Here is a 19,354-nt window from a genome sequence, read left to right on the forward strand (position 1 = left end):
ACAGATCTCCTTACAGCTTAAGTTCTATGAATTTCTTTTCATAGTGTACCATAAAAGTTAACATCGGTTCGATGGCTTGAGGCTGATATGCCAGCCTTTGCGTTTTCTCTTTCTTCTCACCAAAACACCGGCTCCTATGGTAAAATAGCAGAACTGCTGTCATTCATTTGGGAAGGATATGAATCATTCAATGAGATCTTCTGTCACCGTTAAATCTTTTAATTTTCTTTTCTTTGCTCTTCTATCCATGTTCATCCCTTTTCTGCCTTTATACTTCAGCGAACAAGGATTAAACGAAACGCAGATCGGAACCATCATCGGCATCGGCGGATTCATCACCCTGATTGCCCAGCCTCTGTGGGGCATGATCAGCGACCGGACGCGGACCATCCGCAAAGTACTTCTGGTCCTGGTGGTCTGTACTTCTGTTACGGGATATTTGCTGTACAGCACTAGCAACTACGCTTTGATCATCGTATTTGTGATGCTGACGTATTTCTTTCTGATGCCGATCGATCCGCTGACCGAGAGCCTGAATTTCCGCGTCGCGGAATCTGCTGGGATCAGCTATGGTTCGCTCCGGACGTTCGGAGCCTTGGGCTATGCGGTGATGTCATTGCTTGCCGGATACTTGATGACTCAATTTGGTGCTCACAGCTTGGGTTATACCTTTGCCGGACTCGGTGTCATCAGCTTGATCGTCACTTATCTGATGCCGGATGCCCCCGTCTCAGGAAAGCCCGTAACCATGGGCAGTCTGAGAAACTTTTTGCGTAATAAAGAAACGCTGTTGTTTCTCGTACTGGTATTCATCAGCTCTATACCGGCCAGAATGAACGACACTTTCCTGGGCCTGTACATCAAGGATTTGGGAGGCAAGCCCGATCTGCTCGGCCTGGCATGGTTCTTGGCAGCGGGCAGTGAGATTCTTGTCTTCTCGCTGAGCTTCTGGTGGCTGCGCAAAAATAAAGAACTTGCTATTATATCTATCGCAGGAGCATTCTACTTTATCCGCTTTTTCATATCCGCGTGGATCACGGATCCCAATTGGCTCGCGTACATTCAGTTATTGCAAATCCTGACCTTCCCGGTTTTCTATACGGCTGCCATTCAATACTTGTATAGCATCGTTCCTGTCGAATGGAGAGCAACTGGACAGACTGTACTCGCGCTTCTTTTCTTCGGCGTATCCGGTATTCTGGCATCCTTTGCCGGAGGCGCGCTATATCAGGCTTTTGGTGGAAAAGTCATGTACCTGACGATTTCCGTCATGTCCTTTATTGGCATGCTCTTCGGGATTGTATTGTACCGTATGTACGGACGAAAGAAATCCGGTGAAGTGTCTTAACCCCTTATAATACGGAGATAAAATGGATTATCCATTGTGATCAGAAACTTGATCATGGGATCAACGATGACTCCGATGGATTTCCTTTGGCTTGGACACCAAAAAAACCTCAGAGATCGGCATCAAATGCCCTTCTCCGAGGTTTTCGTATGTGTGTATATTCAGCAAGAGGTACTAATTAGAAACCGCTTTAGCCTCTGTTACGCTTTGCACGTCGTACATACTTACCTTGGTACTCAAAATATAAGCTGGAGGCTCTTGCCCTTTCTTATCACGGTGTCCCTGCAAATGGACATCGCTCTTCTCCCAATTCTTCCAGGCATCACGCGACTCCCAGCGGATCATGACTACCACTTCCTCTTCTTCCCGGCTGATCTTCGAGACCATAACTGTCTTATCGATAAACCCTTCCATGCTGTTTACCGCACCTTCTTTGCTGAATCTGGCAACCACTTGATCGGCATTTCCGGCCGTTACAACTATTTTGCGAAGCTGAATTAACATTCCAGCGCCTCCCTTATATGTATGGATGTTAAAAGATCTGAAGTCCATTACAATCATATTAAATGATAATGATTATCAATGTCAAACATTCCTTCTCTCTTATATATTTTTATAACTCTCCCGTCTCAGGTTGGTCGTTTCTTAAAAAATTGATACAATAGAATCGAGTCACTCTAAATGTCTTGATATGGATCATTTATTGGAAGAGAGGAAATGTAAAATATGATTATTAAACCGAGAACACGCGGATTCATCTGCACTACTTCGCATCCTGCAGGCTGCGCAGCACAGGTTCAAGAGCAAATTCAATATGTGCAGTCCAAGCCGGAAATACGTGGTCCGAAAAATGTGCTCGTGATTGGCGCTTCCACGGGGTACGGACTAGCGGCAAGAATAACTGCGGCTTTTGGTGCCCGTGCCAATACGGTAGGCGTATACCGTCCAAGCAGTGGCTCCGAAAAACGAACTGCCTCTGCTGGATGGTATAACTCGGCTGCTCTTGAACAGGCAGCACAGGAAGCCGGCCTTAAATCCTTCAGTGTTACCGGGGATGCATTTTCCAAGGAAACGAAGGAAAAAACGGTTCAGTTGATCAAGGAGAAGCTTGGCAAGGTAGATCTGGTGATCTATAGCGTGGCTTCCGCACGTAAAACCGATGCAGCAACTGGTGAGGTTTACAACTCGGTACTCAAACCCATCGGTAAACCTTTCACGAATAAAACAGTTAATTTCCATACAGGTGAGGTCACGGAAATTACCCTTGAACCCGCAACGGAAAAAGAAATTCATGATACCGTTGCCGTCATGGGCGGCGATGACTGGGAGGATTGGATCCAAGCGCTGCGCGGGGGTGAGGTACTCACTGAAGACGTCACTACGATTTCTTTCTCCTACATAGGCTCCGAAATCACCCAGGCGGTATATCGGGAAGGTTCCATCGGCCGGGCCAAGGATCATCTTGAAGCTACAGCTCTGAAAATGAACGAACAACTGAAATCCACCGGGGGACGCGCTTACGTCGTCGTGAGCAAAGGGTTGGTGACCCAGTCCAGCTCCGCGATTCCGGTTGTACCGCTCTATATTTCATCTTTGTATAAAGTCATGAAGGAAAAAGGCCTTCATGAAGGTTGTATCGAGCAGACTTATCGCCTCTTCACAGATCGGTTATATACCGAAGGTGAAACTCCGGTAGACGAATCGGGACGAATCCGAATTGACGATTGGGAGCTTCGCGAGGATGTACAGGCTGAAGTCGTTAAACTGTGGGACAGCGTAACAACGGAAAATATCTACGAACTGACCGATTTGGAAGGATACCGACGTGAATTCTTCCAGCTATTCGGATTTGAGACCGATGGCGTGGACTACGATGCAGATGTCGATCCGGACGTTAAAGTGCCGAATTCCATCTAACTGTTAATCATGAAAAGGCTCGCCGGCGATGGCGAGCCTTTTTTCACTTCGATTAGTACAGGAATTTATCTTCCTTCAGATATCATTTCGCTCTCTGCGGTACAGTTGTATATCACCGATGGACAAATCCGCCTTTTTTTCATTCTCTAATGACATAGGACTAGCAGTTCCCACTGTTACACCGTATAATGGTAGCGGGTCTGATGAAATAAAGCGTTCTCATCTCACTCTAATTTCCAGTTCACAAAACTCGGAGGAATGTATTCATGAGATTAGAAAAAGATTTTCTCGGCACGAAAGAAGTTCCAGCAGAAGCTTATTACGGAATACAAACGATGCGGGCAGCGGAAAACTTTCCGATTACGGGCCAAAGGATTCACCCCGAACTGATCCGGGCCATGGCCATGGTCAAAAAAGGTGCTGCGATCGCAAATATGGAGATTAAACGACTGCTCCCTGCCAAAGGTGAAGCCATCGTCCAGGCTGCTGATGAAATCATTGGCGGACAATGGTTGGATCAATTTATCGTTGATCCCATCCAAGGCGGAGCGGGTACGTCTATTAATATGAATACCAATGAAGTCATTGCGAATCGCGCACTTGAATTGATTGGCAAAGATAAAGGCAGCTACGCCGACATCAGTCCGAACAATCATGTGAATATGGCCCAATCTACGAACGATTCATTTCCGACGGCGGTTCATCTGGCCACTTTGACCATGATCGAAAAACTGCTTGTAACCATGGAAGATCTTCGTCAAGCATTCCAGGATAAAGCTGAAGAATTTGATTCCGTCATCAAGATGGGCCGGACCCATCTTCAAGATGCGGTTCCGATTCGTTTGGGACAAGAGTTCCAAGCATACGCACGCGTGCTGGATCGCGATATCCAGCGCCTTCATGCGACCAAAAACAACCTGCTTCACATTAATATGGGAGCCACGGCAGTCGGCACGGGACTGAATGCGGATATCCGATACATCGAGCATGTCGCTGAAGTTCTGGCTGAGCTGAGCGGCTTCCCGATTAAACCCGCTGACCATCTGGTTGACGCAACCCAAAATACCGATGCCTATACCGAAGTGTCGGCTGCACTCAAAATTTGCATGATGAACATGTCCAAAGTTGCGAACGACATCCGCCTAATGGCGTCAGGCCCAAGAGCAGGATTAGGCGAGCTGACGCTGCCATCCAGACAGCCGGGATCCTCCATTATGCCAGGAAAGGTTAACCCGGTCATGTGCGAGGTTATTAATCAGATTGCGTTCCAGGTCATTGGTAATGACAATACCATTTGCCTTGCATCGGAAGCCGGACAACTTGAACTGAATGTTATGGAGCCCGTTCTTGTGTATAACCTCCTGCAATCCCTTGAAATTATGAATAACGGGTTCCGTGTATTCCGAGAGCACTGCGTGGAAGGAATCCAAGCTAATGTCGAGCGCTGCCGTGAATACGTCGAGAACAGCGTTGGTATCATTACTGCACTTAATCCGCATCTCGGCTATGAAGTCGTATCCAGAATTGCCCGTGAAGCAATTACCACCGGCAAACCAGTACGCGAACTTTGCCTCCTCTATAACGTTTTGACCGAAGAAGAATTAAATATCATCCTTGATCCTTATCAAATGACCAACCCGGGTATTGCCGGCGAAGAACTGTTGAATAAGGAATAGGATTTAATTTTCGATCGTCGTTACCCTTGAGCAGTGCCATTATCATGGCACTGCTCTTTTGCATTAATAAATTCTAATCCTGCGGCGTAATGCCTTGATCCTTTGTTCGGCGTATGATAGTTCCCTTTTTTCAATTTAAGTAGGTGGTGGGTAGTCGAATCGATACAGTAACTAGATCCGTGATATGCTTTCCTTTTGTGAATTTTTCATATATTGAATTTTTAATATGTATCGGCAGATGTTTCGAGCATTTGTCTTTTTTTGTTCTCTTGCATGAAACCCCTGTTTTCCTTCTCTTACATAATTTTGGATGAATCAGCCTAAAATATAGACGATGCCAACACAATTTCTATGGAACGGGTGATGCAAATCCCATGAAAAATATAACCAAAGTCACGATTCCTCAGATTTGTGTTCTCCTCATGCTGATGAACGGACTGACAAGCCATGTCGTGATCAATCCAATGGTACTGGATGCTTCCGGCAGAGATGCCTGGATTTCCGTGATATTCTCCACGGTTCTTCTTGTGCCATGGACTTTGATGCTCGCCATTTTCATGAAAAGAAGCGGCCAACAAAAGCTGCAGCCGTGGATTGCTGAACGGACGAATCCGGTCATTTCATGGATCTTGGTGGCCCCCATGATTCTTCATCTTTATCTGATCGGTGGAATAACCCTTTACCATACGTCCAGCTGGGCGATCAGCAATTATCTGCCGGCGACACCGAAAGTAGTTTTGATCGGGACCTTGGCACTTGTAAGTTTTTATTCGGCGAAGCTCGGTATTAAATCAATCGCCATCGGGGCAGGAATTTTACTTCCCATTGTCGTTATTCTAGGAATTTTCGTTGGTGTAGCGAATTCTCCACAGAAAAATTACGCGATGTTAACACCTATGCTGGAGCATGGATTATACCCTCCGATACATGGAATGCTATACGTCGGTGGAGGGTTTGTAGAAATCCTTGTGGTTCTAACCATGCAGCATCGGATAAAATCCAAGGTTAAACCGTGGCAGCTTATCGTTTACGGGTTGATTATTTCATTCATAACGCTCGGGCCAGTCGTTGGCGCCATTACCGAATTCGGCCCTCAGGAAGCGGCGAAGCAAATGGAATCTCCCTATGAACAATGGAGACTTGTTAAGATCGGGGAATATGTGGAGCATGTCGATTTCCTGTCCGTGTATCAGTGGCTTGCCGGAGCTACCGTGCGAATCAGTCTGGCGCAGTTTTTGCTCGTTGAAATGCTTCCGTTCAAGAACAGAACGATGGCCAATCGATTTATTCTTGCGGTTACGTTCAGCTATATACTGATTGCCATGTTCCCTATAAGTCAAAATGCTTATTATCAAACGATGTATAACTACTATTTTCCCTTTACGTTATTTTTAAGCTTGTTCCTTTCTGTGATCTGGTTTGGCGTTTCATTCTTACCTCGTAAAAACAAGGAGGGAGCCGCATGACATCCACCGATTCCAAATCAGGAAGCAATATATGGACGCTTCAGAAGATAAAAGACTTGTTTATCAAGAGCTCTGACGTTGTCATCCGAAGTTACAGAATCAAAAAAGACACTCCCGCCTCGGATGTCGTACTCGTCTATGCCAACGGCCTTGCCGATTCCAGTCAAATCAGTCTCGTTGTATTGCCAGAGCTAGAGAAGATGTATCAGGATACCGGTTATTCAATCGAGCAAGGTGACGAGCTGTACGGCAAGCTCCCCCTCGTGCCATTTGAGGAACCCATTACTGCTCAAACGTTGGAAGATACGGTCTATCAAGGTGGTCTCGTGTTACTCTTTCCGCATAACAATGGCTTGTTCTCGATGGACATCAGCAGCGTCCCCAAACGCTCGCCTGAAGAGTCTACCGTTGAGATTTCCATTAAAGGTCCCAAAGACGGTTTTACCGAAGATTATGTTACGAATGTGGCCCTTATCCGCAAACGAATCCGAAGCAATTCGCTGTGCTGCGAGGAATCGATTCTTGGCAGGCGTACCCGCACGAAAGTGGGGTTGATGTATTTTGATGATATCATCTCCCCTGAGATCCTGGTTGAGGTACGCAAACGCCTGTCGAAGATCGACATTGACGGGCTTTATACGATCAATCAACTGGAGGAATTGCTATCCGATTCAAAGTATTCACTCTTCCCGCTGCTGGATTTTACGGGCCGTCCGGATTATGTCATTACCTGCCTGCTTAGCGGTCGATTTATTATTGTTATTGATGGTAACCCGATGGTATTGATCGGTCCGGGTTCACTCTCCCTACTGATGAAGTCTCCGGAGGATGTTCATTTCAACTATATTTACGTTTCCTTTGTCAGATTGATCCGCGGCATCAGTCTGCTGCTATCCATGCTGCTGCCCTCCTTTTGGGTTGCATTAGCCGCATTCCATCAAGATCAAATCCCTTTTCGGCTTATGGCAACCATATCGACGAGCAGGATGGGACTTCCCCTATCTGCACAAATGGAGCTATTCCTCCTGCTTGTCCTACTGGAAATATTCAGGGAGGCTGGCGTCAGGCTTCCAAGTTCCATCGGTCAAACTTTGACGGTCATCGGTGGATTAATTATCGGTGATGCGGCCATCAGGGCCGGTTTGGTATCCCCCTCTTCCGTCGTGGTCGGAGCCATCACCGCAGTGGCGGGAGCCACGCTGGTCAATCAAACGTTAAGCTCTGTCGTGAGCGTTATCCGGTTCGGCCTGTTTTTCGTATCGTCCTTCCTGGGCATGTATGGGCTGATTCTCGGAATCATTCTCCTTTTGGCATATATAGCACGACTCCGGACTTTCGGAATTCCGTATCTGGCCCCAATATCACCCATGATGCCGAAAGACTTCTTGAAATCTTTGCTGCGTGGCCCCTGGAATTTGCTCCGTAAAAGGCCTACGTTTCTAGATACGATTGATTCGGATCATCAAGGAGAGAATACAACATGAGAAAAATAGCGCACATTTTCATGTGTCTTGTTCTTCTGGTACTGGTTCCAGGATGCTGGAACTCCAAAGATATACAGAACATGGCTTATGTGACCGCTCTTGGCATTGATTACGAGAACGGTAAATTCAAGAGTTATGCACAAGTGTTGAACTTCACGAATGTCGCCAAAGCCGAAAATGCGGAATTGGGTAAGCCGGTCCCCGTCTGGGTTGGCATCGGAGAAGGGCGTACTGTAACCGAGTCGCTGACGACCATGTACTCCACTTCGCAGCTGAGAGTGTTCTGGGGGCATATGAAATCCGTAATCTTGACGGAGAATACCATGCAGCACGGCATGGATCAAATTTACGAGATGCTCAACCGCTACCGGGAAATACGCTACAATATCTTGATGTACGGTACCAAAGAATCGCTAAAAAAAGTGTTGAGTCAAAAATCGATCCTGAATCTGTCGCCGTTAGAAACGATTATGGACTCACCTCAACAGATCTATTCGCAACGATCCTTTATCCTGCCCGTGTACGTCTTCAAAATTATCGCTCAGATGGACGAACCCTCCGGGCTCGCCATGATTCCATCGTTGGAGATAGAAGACAATACTTGGTTCGAGGATCAGGATTCCCGTCCTATGTTCCGCATAAATGGGGCGTATTTTTTTCAAAACAAGGAATACCGCGGGCATTTGTGGGAGGATGATCTCAAAGGCACCCGCTGGATTCAGCGGCAGCTGCAAAGATCACCGATCAATATTCCCTATGAGGGCAAACCCGTTGCCTCACTGATCATGGTGAAACCGCATTTGTATATTAAGCCTGTCATGGATAAGGGCAAGCCAAGGTTCATGATTCGTGTATCTATCAATGCATATGTGGATGAACTCGTCAAGGATACTCCACACAAAACCATGGAAAAAATGGCAAGCGTTGTTGTCGAAAACGAGATCAAGATGAGCTATAAAAAGGGTCTGGATCAAAAAGCCGACGTTTTTATGCTTGATGAAAATCTGTATCGCAAAAACCCCAAAAAGTGGCATGAACTCCATCGTACCAAGCCGTTCATTCTTGACAAAGATTCCATTAAATCCATCGATGTCCGGGTCACCATTGACAGTTCGGGCAAATACAAACAAAGGGTTAATTAATCATCGTTCTCATGGTATGATGAGAATGGTATGCTCGTTTGTTATTGCCAAAGGAAAGGTGATCGATCATCAATGTGGATGTACGCTCTCGTGATAGGAGTGGCTGTTCTGGCGTTGATTACAACGTTTCTGGTAGGTTTTTCAGCGGAGAACAAGAAGAAGAATCCCAATTACGAAAAGAAAACCAAGAGCAATATCACCAGACTCACCTCGATTTACGCGGTTACCATCATATTGGCCATCGTCGCGTTTGTGGCGGTCTCGTTGAATTAACAAAATGCAAAGAAAAAAGAGAGGCGCACATGCGTCCTCTCTTTTACTTTTATTGCATGGTTAGAATTTCCGGTCCATTCGCCGTAATGGCTAATGTATGCTCATATTGCGCGGAAAGTCCTCCGTCCATGGTTCTGGCTGTCCAGCCATCGCTATCCATCTTGCTCCGGTAAGTACCGGTATTGAGCATCGGCTCAATCGTAATGACCATTCCCTCTTTCAGGCGCGGTCCTACATTTGGTGGGCCATAGTGAGGAACCTGCGGTTCTTCGTGCATATCCTTGCCAATCCCGTGCCCGATAAATTCACGGACAACCGAGAAGCCCTCTGACTCCGCATATACCTGAATGGCATGGGAAATATCGCCGATCCGATTGCCGATAACTGCCTGCTCGATCCCTTTGTACAAGGATTCCTTCGTCACATCCAGCAAATGCTGCGCTTGTTCGGAAACCTGGCCTACCGTATAAGACCAGGCGGAGTCGGCCAGCCATCCGTTCAAGTTAACGACCATATCTACCGTGATGATATCGCCGTCCTTCAGAACCGTTTTACCGGGGAAGCCATGACAAATAACATCGTTCAACGATGTACAGGTCGCATAGGGGAAACCATTATATCCTTTTTGTTCCGGAGTTGCCCCATTCTTGCGGATAAATTGTTCAGCGAATCGGTCAATCTCTATGGTTGTGATGCCGGGAACGATCATCTTTTTAATTTCCCGGTGGCATGCCGCGAGAATGGCCCCGGCTTCTTTCATGTGCTCAATTTGTGCTTTTGATTTAATCGTAATCATCTAATCCCTCATTCCTGTCTGATCACTTTATTATACCCTGTTATCCGTAAAAAGTCCTGATCCGAAGAGGATCAGGACTTAAAATTACTTTATACAGCTTCAGCCGGTTTAGAACCCGTCTGTTTTTTCGGGTTTCCGCGCCATAAGAAATATACCAATGACAATGCGAGGAAAATCGCCGCATCGATACCCAATATTCCGGCTTGTTTCCATACCAGGTCGAAATCTCCGCTTGAGATAATCCCTTTGTAGCCAAGAACGCTATGCGACATTGGCAGCCAAGGATTGAGCGGCTTCAACCAATCCGGAATCAGTTCCAGCGGGAATGTACCTGCGCTGGTGGTCAGCTGCAGAATTAGCAAAATAATAATGAGGAATCGTCCAGGCATGTCAAGCCAGGTTACCACTGCCTGCACGATGAACATAAACGTTAAGCTTGTGATGAACGTGAACAGGAAGAACAGAGGGACGCTCTGTACCTTCAGTCCCAATCCCAGCAAAATGATGGCTGCAGCCACCACCGATTGGAACAAACTCATTCCCGCGAACGAGAGGGAGCGACTGACGAAACGGCTGAATCCGGATGCGCCTTCCACCGTTGTTCCTTTCAGCGAGATGACAAGTGTCGAAATCAATGCGCCTACGAACAATCCAAGAGACATGAAATAAGGCGTCAAGCCGGTACCATAGTTTGGAATCTTACGGGATTCGTTCTCTTCGGAATCTACTGGTTTAGCGAACATCTTAACCAGAGCGTCCGTTTTTTTCAGCTCGGAGGTTTTGTCTGCCGCATCATTCAGCTTCGTTTCCAATTCTTTCGATCCATCATCGAGCTTCGTGATACCTTTCTCGAGTTCGCCTGCTCCGTTATTCAGCTGCTGCGATCCGTCTGCAAGAGTCGTCAATCCCCCCGAAAGCTTGCTGACTCCCCCTTCAAGCTGAGAAGTACCGCTCAGAAGCTGCTGCGAACCTGTAACAAGAGCCTTGCTGCCCCCGGCTGCTTCATTCAGTTTTTCGCCGAAAGTTGTCAGGCCGGCAGTGAGTGCGGCCTGACCGTCATTCAGCTTGGATGCGCCTTGTACAAGCTGCTCTTGCCCTTGAACGAGCTGACCGCTGCCTTCGAGCAGCTGCTGCTGACCGCTATGCAGCGCCGTTGCACCGTCAAGCAGTTGTTTTTGCGCACCACGCAAGGATTCTGCACCTTCGGATAATTTTTGCTGACCGGCCGTTACCTTGGCGCTTCCTTCAGCGACTGCCTGACTGGCGGCCATGAGCTTCTGGAACTGAGGATTCTGCTCAAGCTCCGGACTGGATTTGGCCAGCTGCTGCAAACCATCAGCCACACTCTTAGCGCCTTCAGAAACTTTCGCGGTTCCGTCCAGCGAAGATTTCAGGCCTGATGCCAGATCAGCACTGCCCTGCTCAGAAGACTTCAGCCCCGACTCCAACTTGTTTGCGCCCTGCTCCGAGCTCTGAAGCCCGGAATTCAGCTTCTTCGCTCCATCCAGCGAGCCTTGAAGTCCGGTATGCAGCTGCTCTCCGCCTTGCTGTGCTTGCTGTGCGCCTGTCAATAGCTGGCCTTCCGCAGCATTCAACTGATCCAGACCGCTCGACAATTCACTGGAGCCCTGGCTGAGCTGCGCTGCGCCTTTGTTAAGGTCTCCTGCTCCTTTCGCCAGAGGCTCCATACCTCCCTTGGCCTCTAACGTACCTGCCGCAAGTTTGTTCAGATTCTCCTTCAACTTGGTGGCACCGTCATCCAGTTCCGTACTGCCGCTGTGAATCTTACCTGCACCTTCACCGGCATCTGCGAGGCCGCTTGATACTTCCGTAAAATTGTCCAGCAGATTTTCGGTATAAGACTCGGTCACCTTGGCGGATACCTTCGCTTTAATGTCCTTAATCGCTGTATTCCCGATCTGCGATGCGATAAAGTTATAATCTCCATTGGGCTCATACTGGATCGTCGCCGGATGCGGCTGATCATCCATTAGCGTTGTTGCCTGGCTGGAGAAATTCTCGGGAATGGTAATTTTCATATAATAGCGGTTGTCGCTAATTCCCTTGTCCGCATCATGATCATTAACAAATTCCCACCCAAAATCTTTGTTCTTCTTCAGCTCATCAACCAAATCCGAACCAATGTGCAATTCTTTGCCTTTAAACTCGGCACCACTGTCCTTATTGACCACGGCGACCGGCAATCGATCCAAATGACCGTATGGATCCCAAAAGGCTGCCAGATAAACACCGCTGTACATAATCGGTATGAACATGACGGCGATCACGGGGATCAGCACCTTCGGGTTCTTCAATGCCGCACCTAAATCTTTGAAAAACACGGATATTGCATTCATGTAAGTGATAGTCCCCCTTCTCCAAGTGTATGTTCTCTCTCAATATCTCTGACTGATTCCTTCAATTGGTCATTCATACGCGAGCGAAACCAACCCCGTAACTCATTCCCATTCGGAGTAGGTCCGCCTACATGCGCTTACTGTGGTGGTGTCCTTCACTGAACTATCCTGCCATGTGCCTCACTTACGCGTGCACTGCGAGTCCATCCTCTAAAAAAAGGCGGATATGTTCTTTGATCTGATCTTTTGTCAGAGGCTCGTGATTTTTGTTCCATTCGGATGTCAACGCGACGTACATTTTAAACATGAGGAAAGAAACAATGCCAGGATCGCAATCCCGCAGTTCATGCTGCGCGATGGCATGCCGGATTTCTTTTTCAATATATGCCAAAATGACGCTTTCTACCTGGTTCATCGCTTCCTGTGATTGTGGAGTACCCACATCCCTGACTTCCTGGGATAACTTCATGAGGAGTTCGTGCTCACTGCGGAATTCCAGAAGAGAATCCAATACGCGGAACAAATTATCAAAAAAGGTTTTATCATGGTCGACTTCCCGTTGAATGATGGTTTTCATTTCAGAAATAACGCCATGCAAAATTTCATCGAATAGCTGTTCTTTCGTATCAAAAAACGTATAAATGGTTCCTTTTCCCACATTCGCGATCTTGGCCACCTGATCCATTGTCGTCGCTTTATAGCCAAACAAAGCAAATGACCGCGAAGCTGCTTCAAGTACTTGTTTTTTCCGATCCACCGTTCCTATGTTTTTCCCCTCCCATCTGACGCCATGCCGCGCATGCATGACCACAAAACAAATTCAGTCATAAGGTCATGATCTACTTTACCACGTTCTTGCTCATATGACAAAGTTTTAATATTAGAAAATTATGATATTTCAGAAATAAAATACTTTGCACGATCTGTTTTCATCGTTATTCCATCTTCTCCGGCCTGGCAATCCGCAAGTCCGTCCACATAAATCTGAAATGTATTTTGCGGCAGCGGTATATCCCCCTGTTCATTCAACACTTTGCCTGGTCCGTGCAATATAAGCGAGCTTCCCTCTGCATAATCGTCAATCGTAGATACATTTTCTTTATATTCCACTCCCTCGAGCAGCACCCGGGTTTCATCCAAATCTCCCTGCTCCTCTTTGCGGATGAGAATCGTCTTTTGCAGATGTTTCTCCAACCATTCCTGGATCAAATTTAGTTTATCGCTCATCATAAGCCCTACTTTCATCGGTTATAGTCGCTGTATCTTGCCTACTATGAGTCTAACCATTACGGCTAATCACAAAACATCCGCCTCTGTAAAAATCAGCATCATGATGAACGAACAGCTAAGCAGAAAAAAAGGTACGCTCGTGGGCTGCTGCCTCACGAAACGCACCTTAACGTTAATGTTCGTTTACTCCGAGTCGGTTCCAGAATCCTGCTCTTCAGGCTCGGCTTCCGTGCCGAGCCAGCTGCGAATCATGGATAACAGTTGGGCGCTGTTCACCGGTTTGGTAATGTAATCGGAGGCTCCGGCCTCAAGACATTCCTCGCGGTCGCCTTTCATCGCCTTCGCCGTCAATGCGATAATCGGCAAATCCTTGAATTCCGGCTTCTGGCGGATCGCTCTCGTTGTTTCGTACCCGTCCATAACCGGCATCATAATGTCCATCAGCACGATCTCAATGTCCGGGGTTTCCTCCAGCAAGCGAATCGCCTCATGTCCATTCTCTGCCGGAATGACCATCATATTATGACGTTCCAGAATCGTCGTCAATGCGAATACATTGCGGATGTCGTCATCAACGACAAGCACCTTTTTGAATTTGATCATGTCGTCGGATTGATACAGCTTCATGATGGTCGTCCGCGAATCTTCAGGAAGGTTCTCGGCATTACGGTGCAGGAAGATGCTGGTCTCGTCCAGCAGCTGTACAGCCGTCTTGGCTTCTTTGAGTACCGCTGATCTCATTAAATCTTCCAGCTCTTCTTCCTCTAAATGGCTCCACTTGCCGCTGCGATGGAGAACAATCGGCAAATGCTTGTTTTTCGGCATCCGGATGATCTCCTTGATCAGTTGCAGCACATCCATATCCTTTAGATCATTATCAAGCAGAACGCAATCAAAATCATGCCGCTTCAGTTCAGCCAGAGCTTCTTCGGCAGATTTCACGGCCGTGGTTTCAACATCTTGATTGCCAATAAGCGCTATGGAATCGTTTCGGCGATCTTCGTCATTCATAGCGATCAACAGACGAGTAACCTTCTGGTCAGCAAAACGGCTCAGCTTGTCCAGCGTATTTTCCAATTCTTCATTCGTAACCGGTTTGCAGATGTAGTCATATACTCCTTTTTGCATCAGTTCGACTTCATTTTCTTCGACCGTAATGACGCAAACGGGAATATGCCGGACATGGATATCATTTTTCAAATGCTCAATGACCATCCTGCCATCCATATCGCCCAGGCGCAGATCCAGCGTAATGGCCTGCGGATTATACTTGAGGGCAAGCTCGAGCGCATTCGAGCCCTTGGTCGTCATAACCGCTTTAATATTTTTCTTGTGCAGAATCTCCAGCAGGATTTCATTAAATTTGATGTCGTCCTCCACAATCAAGAACACCCGGTCACCCGGCTCGATCCGATCACGGTCATCGTTGATCCGATCGCTCTTGCGCGTAAAGGAAATCTTCTTTTCCGGAGGAGTGACATCAATCACCTCAGGAACATATTTAACGGGTTCTTCCTTCGGCGGCAATTCGGCGTCGACAGGGAGGTACAGATTAAAGATGCTGCCTTTGCCAACGACGCTGTACAGCGTAAGTTCTCCGCCAAGCATCGTCGCGATTTCCCGAGATATGGCAAGGCCAAGCCCGGTTCCGCCGTATTCCCGGTTCGTGCTTCCGTCTGCTTGCTGGAACGCTTCGAATATAATGTGCTGTTTCTCTTCAGGAATGCCGATCCCGGTGTCGCTTACGGAGAAGCAGAGCACGGCGGCAGCCTGATTCAGCTTTTCATTTTCAGCATTCCAGCCATCTTCGGCAGTCCTCACATGGACTTGAATCTGACCTTCCTCCGTAAATTTAAACGCGTTCGAGAGAAGGTTCTTAAGGATTTGCTGCAATCTCTTCGGATCCGTTACAATGGCATCCGGCACGTTAGGGTCGATCTTGATGGCAAAATCCAGTCTGCTGTTATCCACCATATGACGGAAGGAACGGTCCAGGTTACCTACCATCCCTTGAATGGAAATTTCGCTGTAATCCGGCGATACCGTGCCCGACTCGATTTTCGACAAATCCAGGATATCATTAATCAGATTCAGCAGTTCAACGCCGGAGTCTTGAATCGTCTTCGCGAATTTCACCTGATGATCGGTCAAGTTGGCATCCGGATTGTCCGCCAGCTGTTCCGCGAGAAGCAGCAGGGAGTTCAGCGGCGTTCTCAGCTCATGCGACATATTCGCCAAAAACTCCGATTTGTATCTAGAGGTGAGGGCCAATTGCTCAGCCTTTTCCTCCAAAAACTTCTTCGCGATTTCGACTTCGTCATTCTTGCTCTCCACCTCGGCCTTTTGAATGACCAGCAGCTTGGCCTTGTCCTCCAGCTCTTCATTGGTATGCTGCAGTTCCATTTGCTGCTTCTGGAGCTCTTCTGTCAACGATTGAGACTGTTTCAGCAGTTCCTCTGTACGGCGATTGGCTTGCATCGTGTTCACGACAACCCCGATCGATTCAGTAAGCTGGTCGAGGAAGGCAAGGTCGATATCGTTAAACGTCCTGAAGGAAGCAAGTTCGAGGACGCCAAGCACCTGCTCTTCGAATACGATCGGAAGCAGGACAATATTGAGCGGCGCAGCTTCCCCCAATCCTGACGATATCACCACATAATCATGCGGGACATTCGTGAGCAGTATTCGCTGCTTTTCGATCAGGCACTGTCCAACCAATCCCTCGCCCGCGCGGAAACGGTTGGAGAGATGCTTCCGGTTCTGATAGGCATAACTTGCGAAGAGAGTCAGCACCGGCTCGCCATCTACCGGTTCGTTGATATAAAAGACACCATGCTGCATGGAAACAAGCGGTGCCAGCTCGCTTAATATCATGCGGCTGATCGCATTCAAGTCCCGTTGCCCCTGAAGAAGCCGCGAGAACTTCGCCAAATTGGTTTTCAGCCAGTCCTGTTCCGTATTGATCCGTGTCGTTTCCTTGAGGTTGCGAATCATCTCGTTGATATTATCCTTCAGGCTGGCCACCTCTCCGGCTGCAGCCACATCGATCGTTCGCGATAAGTCTCCGTTTGTGACGGCTGTTGCTACATTCGTGATGGCACGAACCTGTGTGGTGAGCGTGCTCGCCATGTAGTTAACGTTATCCGTCAAATCCCTCCAGGTACCGGCGGCTCCAGGGACGCTAGCCTGACCACCCAGCTTCCCTTCTGCGCCAACCTCTCTGGATACGGTCGTAACCTGATCGGCAAAAGTAGCCAGCGTTTCGATCATATTGTTCATCGTATCCGCGAGCTCGGCAATCTCTCCCTTAGCCTCTACCGTCAGGTTCTGCTTCAGGTTGCCGTTGGCTACAGCGGTGACGACTTTCGCGATACCGCGGACCTGATCGGTCAGGTTGTTCGCCATGCCGTTAACGTTATCGGTAAGGTCTTTCCAAATGCCTGCTACTCCGAGCACCTGTGCTTGACCGCCCAGTTTGCCGTCGGTTCCTACCTCGCGTGCCACCCGAATCACTTCGGAGGCGAAAGAATTCAGCTGATCCACCATCGTGTTCACGGTATTTTTGAGTTCAAGCAGCTCACCGCTGACTTCGACCGTGATTTTCTTGGACAAGTCGCCATTGGCAACAGCCGTTGTTACGCCTGCAATATTGCGCATCTGAACAGTCAGATTCCGGGTCATATTGTTCACCGTATCGGTTAGATCCTTCCAGGTGCCCGATACGTCCTGTACATCCGCTTGCGCTCCAAGCTTCCCTTTGGTTCCAACCTCCCGGGCTACGCGCGTTACCTCGGATGCGAACATGCTCAGCTGATCCACCATGGTATTCATCGTGTTTTTCAGCTCTAGCAGCTCACCCTTCACATCGACGGTGATCTTTTTGGACAAATCCCCTTTGGCGACGGCTGTCGTGACATCCGCGATATTGCGGACCTGGTCCGTCAGATTGCGAGCCATGTTATTTACGCCCTCCGTCAGGTCTTTCCAGGTTCCGCCCACGCCTTTCACCTGCGCCTGGCCGCCGAGTTTCCCCTCCGTTCCTACCTCATGCGCTACGCGCGTGACTTCGGAAGCAAAAGTGCTCAGTTGATCCACCATCGTATTGATCGTTATTTTGAGTTCCAGAATTTCGCCTTGAACATCGGCCGTGATTTTTTTCGATAAATCCCCGTTGGCGACAGCCGTCGTCACGACAGCGATATTACGGACCTGGTTCGTCAAATTTGAAGCCATATAGTTAACGCTCTCCGTCAAATCGCGCCACGTCCCCGCAACTCCCTTAACCTGAGCCTGGCCGCCGAGCATGCCGAGCGTGCCGACCTCCCTGGCTACGCGCGTGACTTCAGAGGAAAACATACTGAGCTGGTCTACCATCGTATTGATCGTATTCTTCATTTCAAGGATTTCGCCCTTGGCATCCACCGTAATATGCTTCGACAGATCCCCTTTGGCTACTGCGGTAGTGACTTCCGCAATATTGCGAACCTGATCCGTCAGAGTGCCCGCCATCGTGTTGACGCTGTCCGTCAGGAATTTCCATGTTCCGGAGACGCCTTTAACGTCTGCCTGGCCGCCAAGCTTACCTTCAGCGGATACCTCCTGCGCCACACGAGTGACCTCGGAAGCAAAATTGCTCAGCTGATCCACCATGGTATTGATGGTATTCTTAAGCTCCAGCAGTTCTCCTTGTACATCGGCCGTAATTTTCTTGGATAGATCCCCGTTGGCGACGGCCGTCGTTACGACGGCGATATTACGGACCTGGTCCGTCAGATTGGACGCCATGTCATTAACGCTATCCGTCAGATCTTTCCACGTCCCGGAGACGCCCCGAACGTTGGCTTGTCCGCCAAGTTTGCCTTCCGTACCTACTTCACGTGCCATCCGCGTCACTTCAGAAGCAAAGGTCGACAGCTGATCCACCATGGTATTAATCGTATTCTTAAGTTCCAAAATCTCGCCACTGGCGTTCACGGTAATCTGTTTGGTCAGATCCCCCTTCGCTACAGCCGTGGTGACTTGAGCAATACTGCGCACTTGGTTCGTTAAGTTGGCCGCCATATTGTTAACATTTTCAGTCAGATCTTTCCATGTTCCCGAAACGCCTTTGACATCCGCCTGGCCGCCGAGAGTTCCTTCTGTACCGACCTCTCTCGCCACCCGCGTCACTTCGGAAGCGAAGTTGCTAAGCTGATTCACCATCTTATTGATATTGTTAGCTGATTTCTTATATTCTCCAGTCAACGGTCTACCTTCAAATTCAAGCTCAACCGTTTGCGATAAGTCGCCCTGGGCCACAGCGTTGATCACCCGTACCATCTCACTGGTAGGCTGTATTAGATCTGTTATTAGGCCATTTAAGGATTCGATGGATTGCTGCCAGGAGCCCCCCGTATTTTTATGCGAGAATCTGCGCGTAAGCTTGCCTTCTTTGCCTACCACTTTCGCTACGGTTTGGATTTCATTAACCAAGTTCTCCTGCATTTCCATGATTTCATTGAATGTATCTGCCACTTTACCGGCAATTCCGGTGTGATCATAGGGCATGCGATAAGAAAAATCACCCTTCTTGAGTGCCATGAGCGCATTCAGCAATTCTCCGGTATGTACCTGATCATTATGCGAATCCAGATTCGCGTCCGACATGGTCATTTTCCTCTCTCAA

General features: G+C 48.2%; 13 protein-coding genes. 7 read left to right on the forward strand and 6 right to left on the reverse strand.

Annotation, left to right across the window (positions count from 1 at the left end; translation table 11 throughout):
* Positions 1–178 precede the first annotated feature (178 nt).
* Complete coding sequence (locus tag GRF59_RS05950; protein ID WP_237391649.1) at positions 179–1,348, forward strand: MFS transporter; 1,170 nt, start codon at positions 179–181, stop codon at positions 1,346–1,348.
* Positions 1,349–1,522: 174 nt separating this feature from the next.
* Here GRF59_RS05950 and GRF59_RS05955 read toward each other — a convergent pair whose 3' ends face one another.
* On the reverse strand, positions 1,523–1,852 hold the full coding sequence (locus GRF59_RS05955) for an antibiotic biosynthesis monooxygenase (RefSeq protein ID WP_160496702.1): 330 nt from the start codon (positions 1,850–1,852) through the stop codon (positions 1,523–1,525).
* Positions 1,853–2,074: 222 nt separating this feature from the next.
* On the opposite strand from GRF59_RS05955, the gene fabV reads away from it, so the two are divergent.
* The 6 genes from fabV to GRF59_RS05985 all read left to right on the forward strand — a co-directional run bounded on the left by fabV (position 2,075) and on the right by GRF59_RS05985 (position 9,306).
* Complete coding sequence (gene fabV, locus GRF59_RS05960; RefSeq protein ID WP_160496703.1) at positions 2,075–3,265, forward strand: enoyl-ACP reductase FabV; 1,191 nt, start codon at positions 2,075–2,077, stop codon at positions 3,263–3,265.
* A gap of 266 nt (positions 3,266–3,531) precedes the next feature.
* Positions 3,532–4,941 carry an aspartate ammonia-lyase gene (aspA, locus tag GRF59_RS05965; protein WP_160496704.1) on the forward strand — a complete coding sequence of 470 codons (1,410 nt, stop codon included), beginning with the start codon at positions 3,532–3,534 and terminating at the stop codon, positions 4,939–4,941.
* 374 nt (positions 4,942–5,315) lie between these two features.
* Positions 5,316–6,407 carry an endospore germination permease gene (locus GRF59_RS05970; RefSeq protein ID WP_160496705.1) on the forward strand — a complete coding sequence of 364 codons (1,092 nt, stop codon included), beginning with the start codon at positions 5,316–5,318 and terminating at the stop codon, positions 6,405–6,407.
* Positions 6,404–7,891 (forward strand): spore germination protein, encoded by a 1,488-nt coding sequence (locus GRF59_RS05975; RefSeq protein WP_160496706.1) that lies wholly within the window; start codon positions 6,404–6,406, stop codon positions 7,889–7,891. The genes GRF59_RS05970 and GRF59_RS05975 overlap by 4 nt, the downstream gene beginning before the upstream one ends.
* Positions 7,888–9,033: a Ger(x)C family spore germination protein gene (locus GRF59_RS05980; RefSeq protein WP_160496707.1), complete on the forward strand. Its 1,146-nt coding sequence runs from the start codon at positions 7,888–7,890 to the stop codon at positions 9,031–9,033. Before GRF59_RS05975 ends, GRF59_RS05980 begins: the two co-directional genes overlap by 4 nt.
* 72 nt (positions 9,034–9,105) lie before the next feature.
* Complete coding sequence (locus GRF59_RS05985) at positions 9,106–9,306, forward strand: hypothetical protein (RefSeq protein ID WP_160496708.1); 201 nt, start codon at positions 9,106–9,108, stop codon at positions 9,304–9,306.
* Positions 9,307–9,355: 49 nt separating this feature from the next.
* Here GRF59_RS05985 and map read toward each other — a convergent pair whose 3' ends face one another.
* From map to GRF59_RS06010, 5 genes are all read right to left on the reverse strand, one after another.
* Positions 9,356–10,102 carry a type I methionyl aminopeptidase gene (gene map / locus GRF59_RS05990; protein ID WP_160496709.1) on the reverse strand — a complete coding sequence of 249 codons (747 nt, stop codon included), beginning with the start codon at positions 10,100–10,102 and terminating at the stop codon, positions 9,356–9,358.
* Positions 10,103–10,191: 89 nt separating this feature from the next.
* Entirely contained in the window at positions 10,192–12,459 is a 2,268-nt protein-coding gene (locus tag GRF59_RS05995) for a YhgE/Pip family protein (RefSeq protein ID WP_160496710.1), read from the reverse strand.
* A gap of 184 nt (positions 12,460–12,643) precedes the next feature.
* Positions 12,644–13,225 (reverse strand): TetR/AcrR family transcriptional regulator, encoded by a 582-nt coding sequence (locus GRF59_RS06000; RefSeq protein WP_341480058.1) that lies wholly within the window; start codon positions 13,223–13,225, stop codon positions 12,644–12,646.
* A 122-nt stretch (positions 13,226–13,347) separates the two neighbouring features.
* A complete protein-coding gene (ymzB, locus tag GRF59_RS06005) occupies positions 13,348–13,686 on the reverse strand; it encodes a protein YmzB (protein ID WP_160496711.1) in 339 nt (112 codons plus the stop codon).
* Between the two features lie 186 nt (positions 13,687–13,872).
* Positions 13,873–19,335 (reverse strand): HAMP domain-containing protein, encoded by a 5,463-nt coding sequence (locus GRF59_RS06010; RefSeq protein ID WP_237391650.1) that lies wholly within the window; start codon positions 19,333–19,335, stop codon positions 13,873–13,875.
* Between the last annotated feature and the right edge of the window lie 19 nt (positions 19,336–19,354).

The sequence above is a fragment of the Paenibacillus dendrobii genome (assembly GCF_009807035.1).
In the GTDB taxonomy this organism is placed as follows: Bacteria; Bacillota; Bacilli; order Paenibacillales; family Paenibacillaceae; genus Paenibacillus_AQ; species Paenibacillus_AQ dendrobii.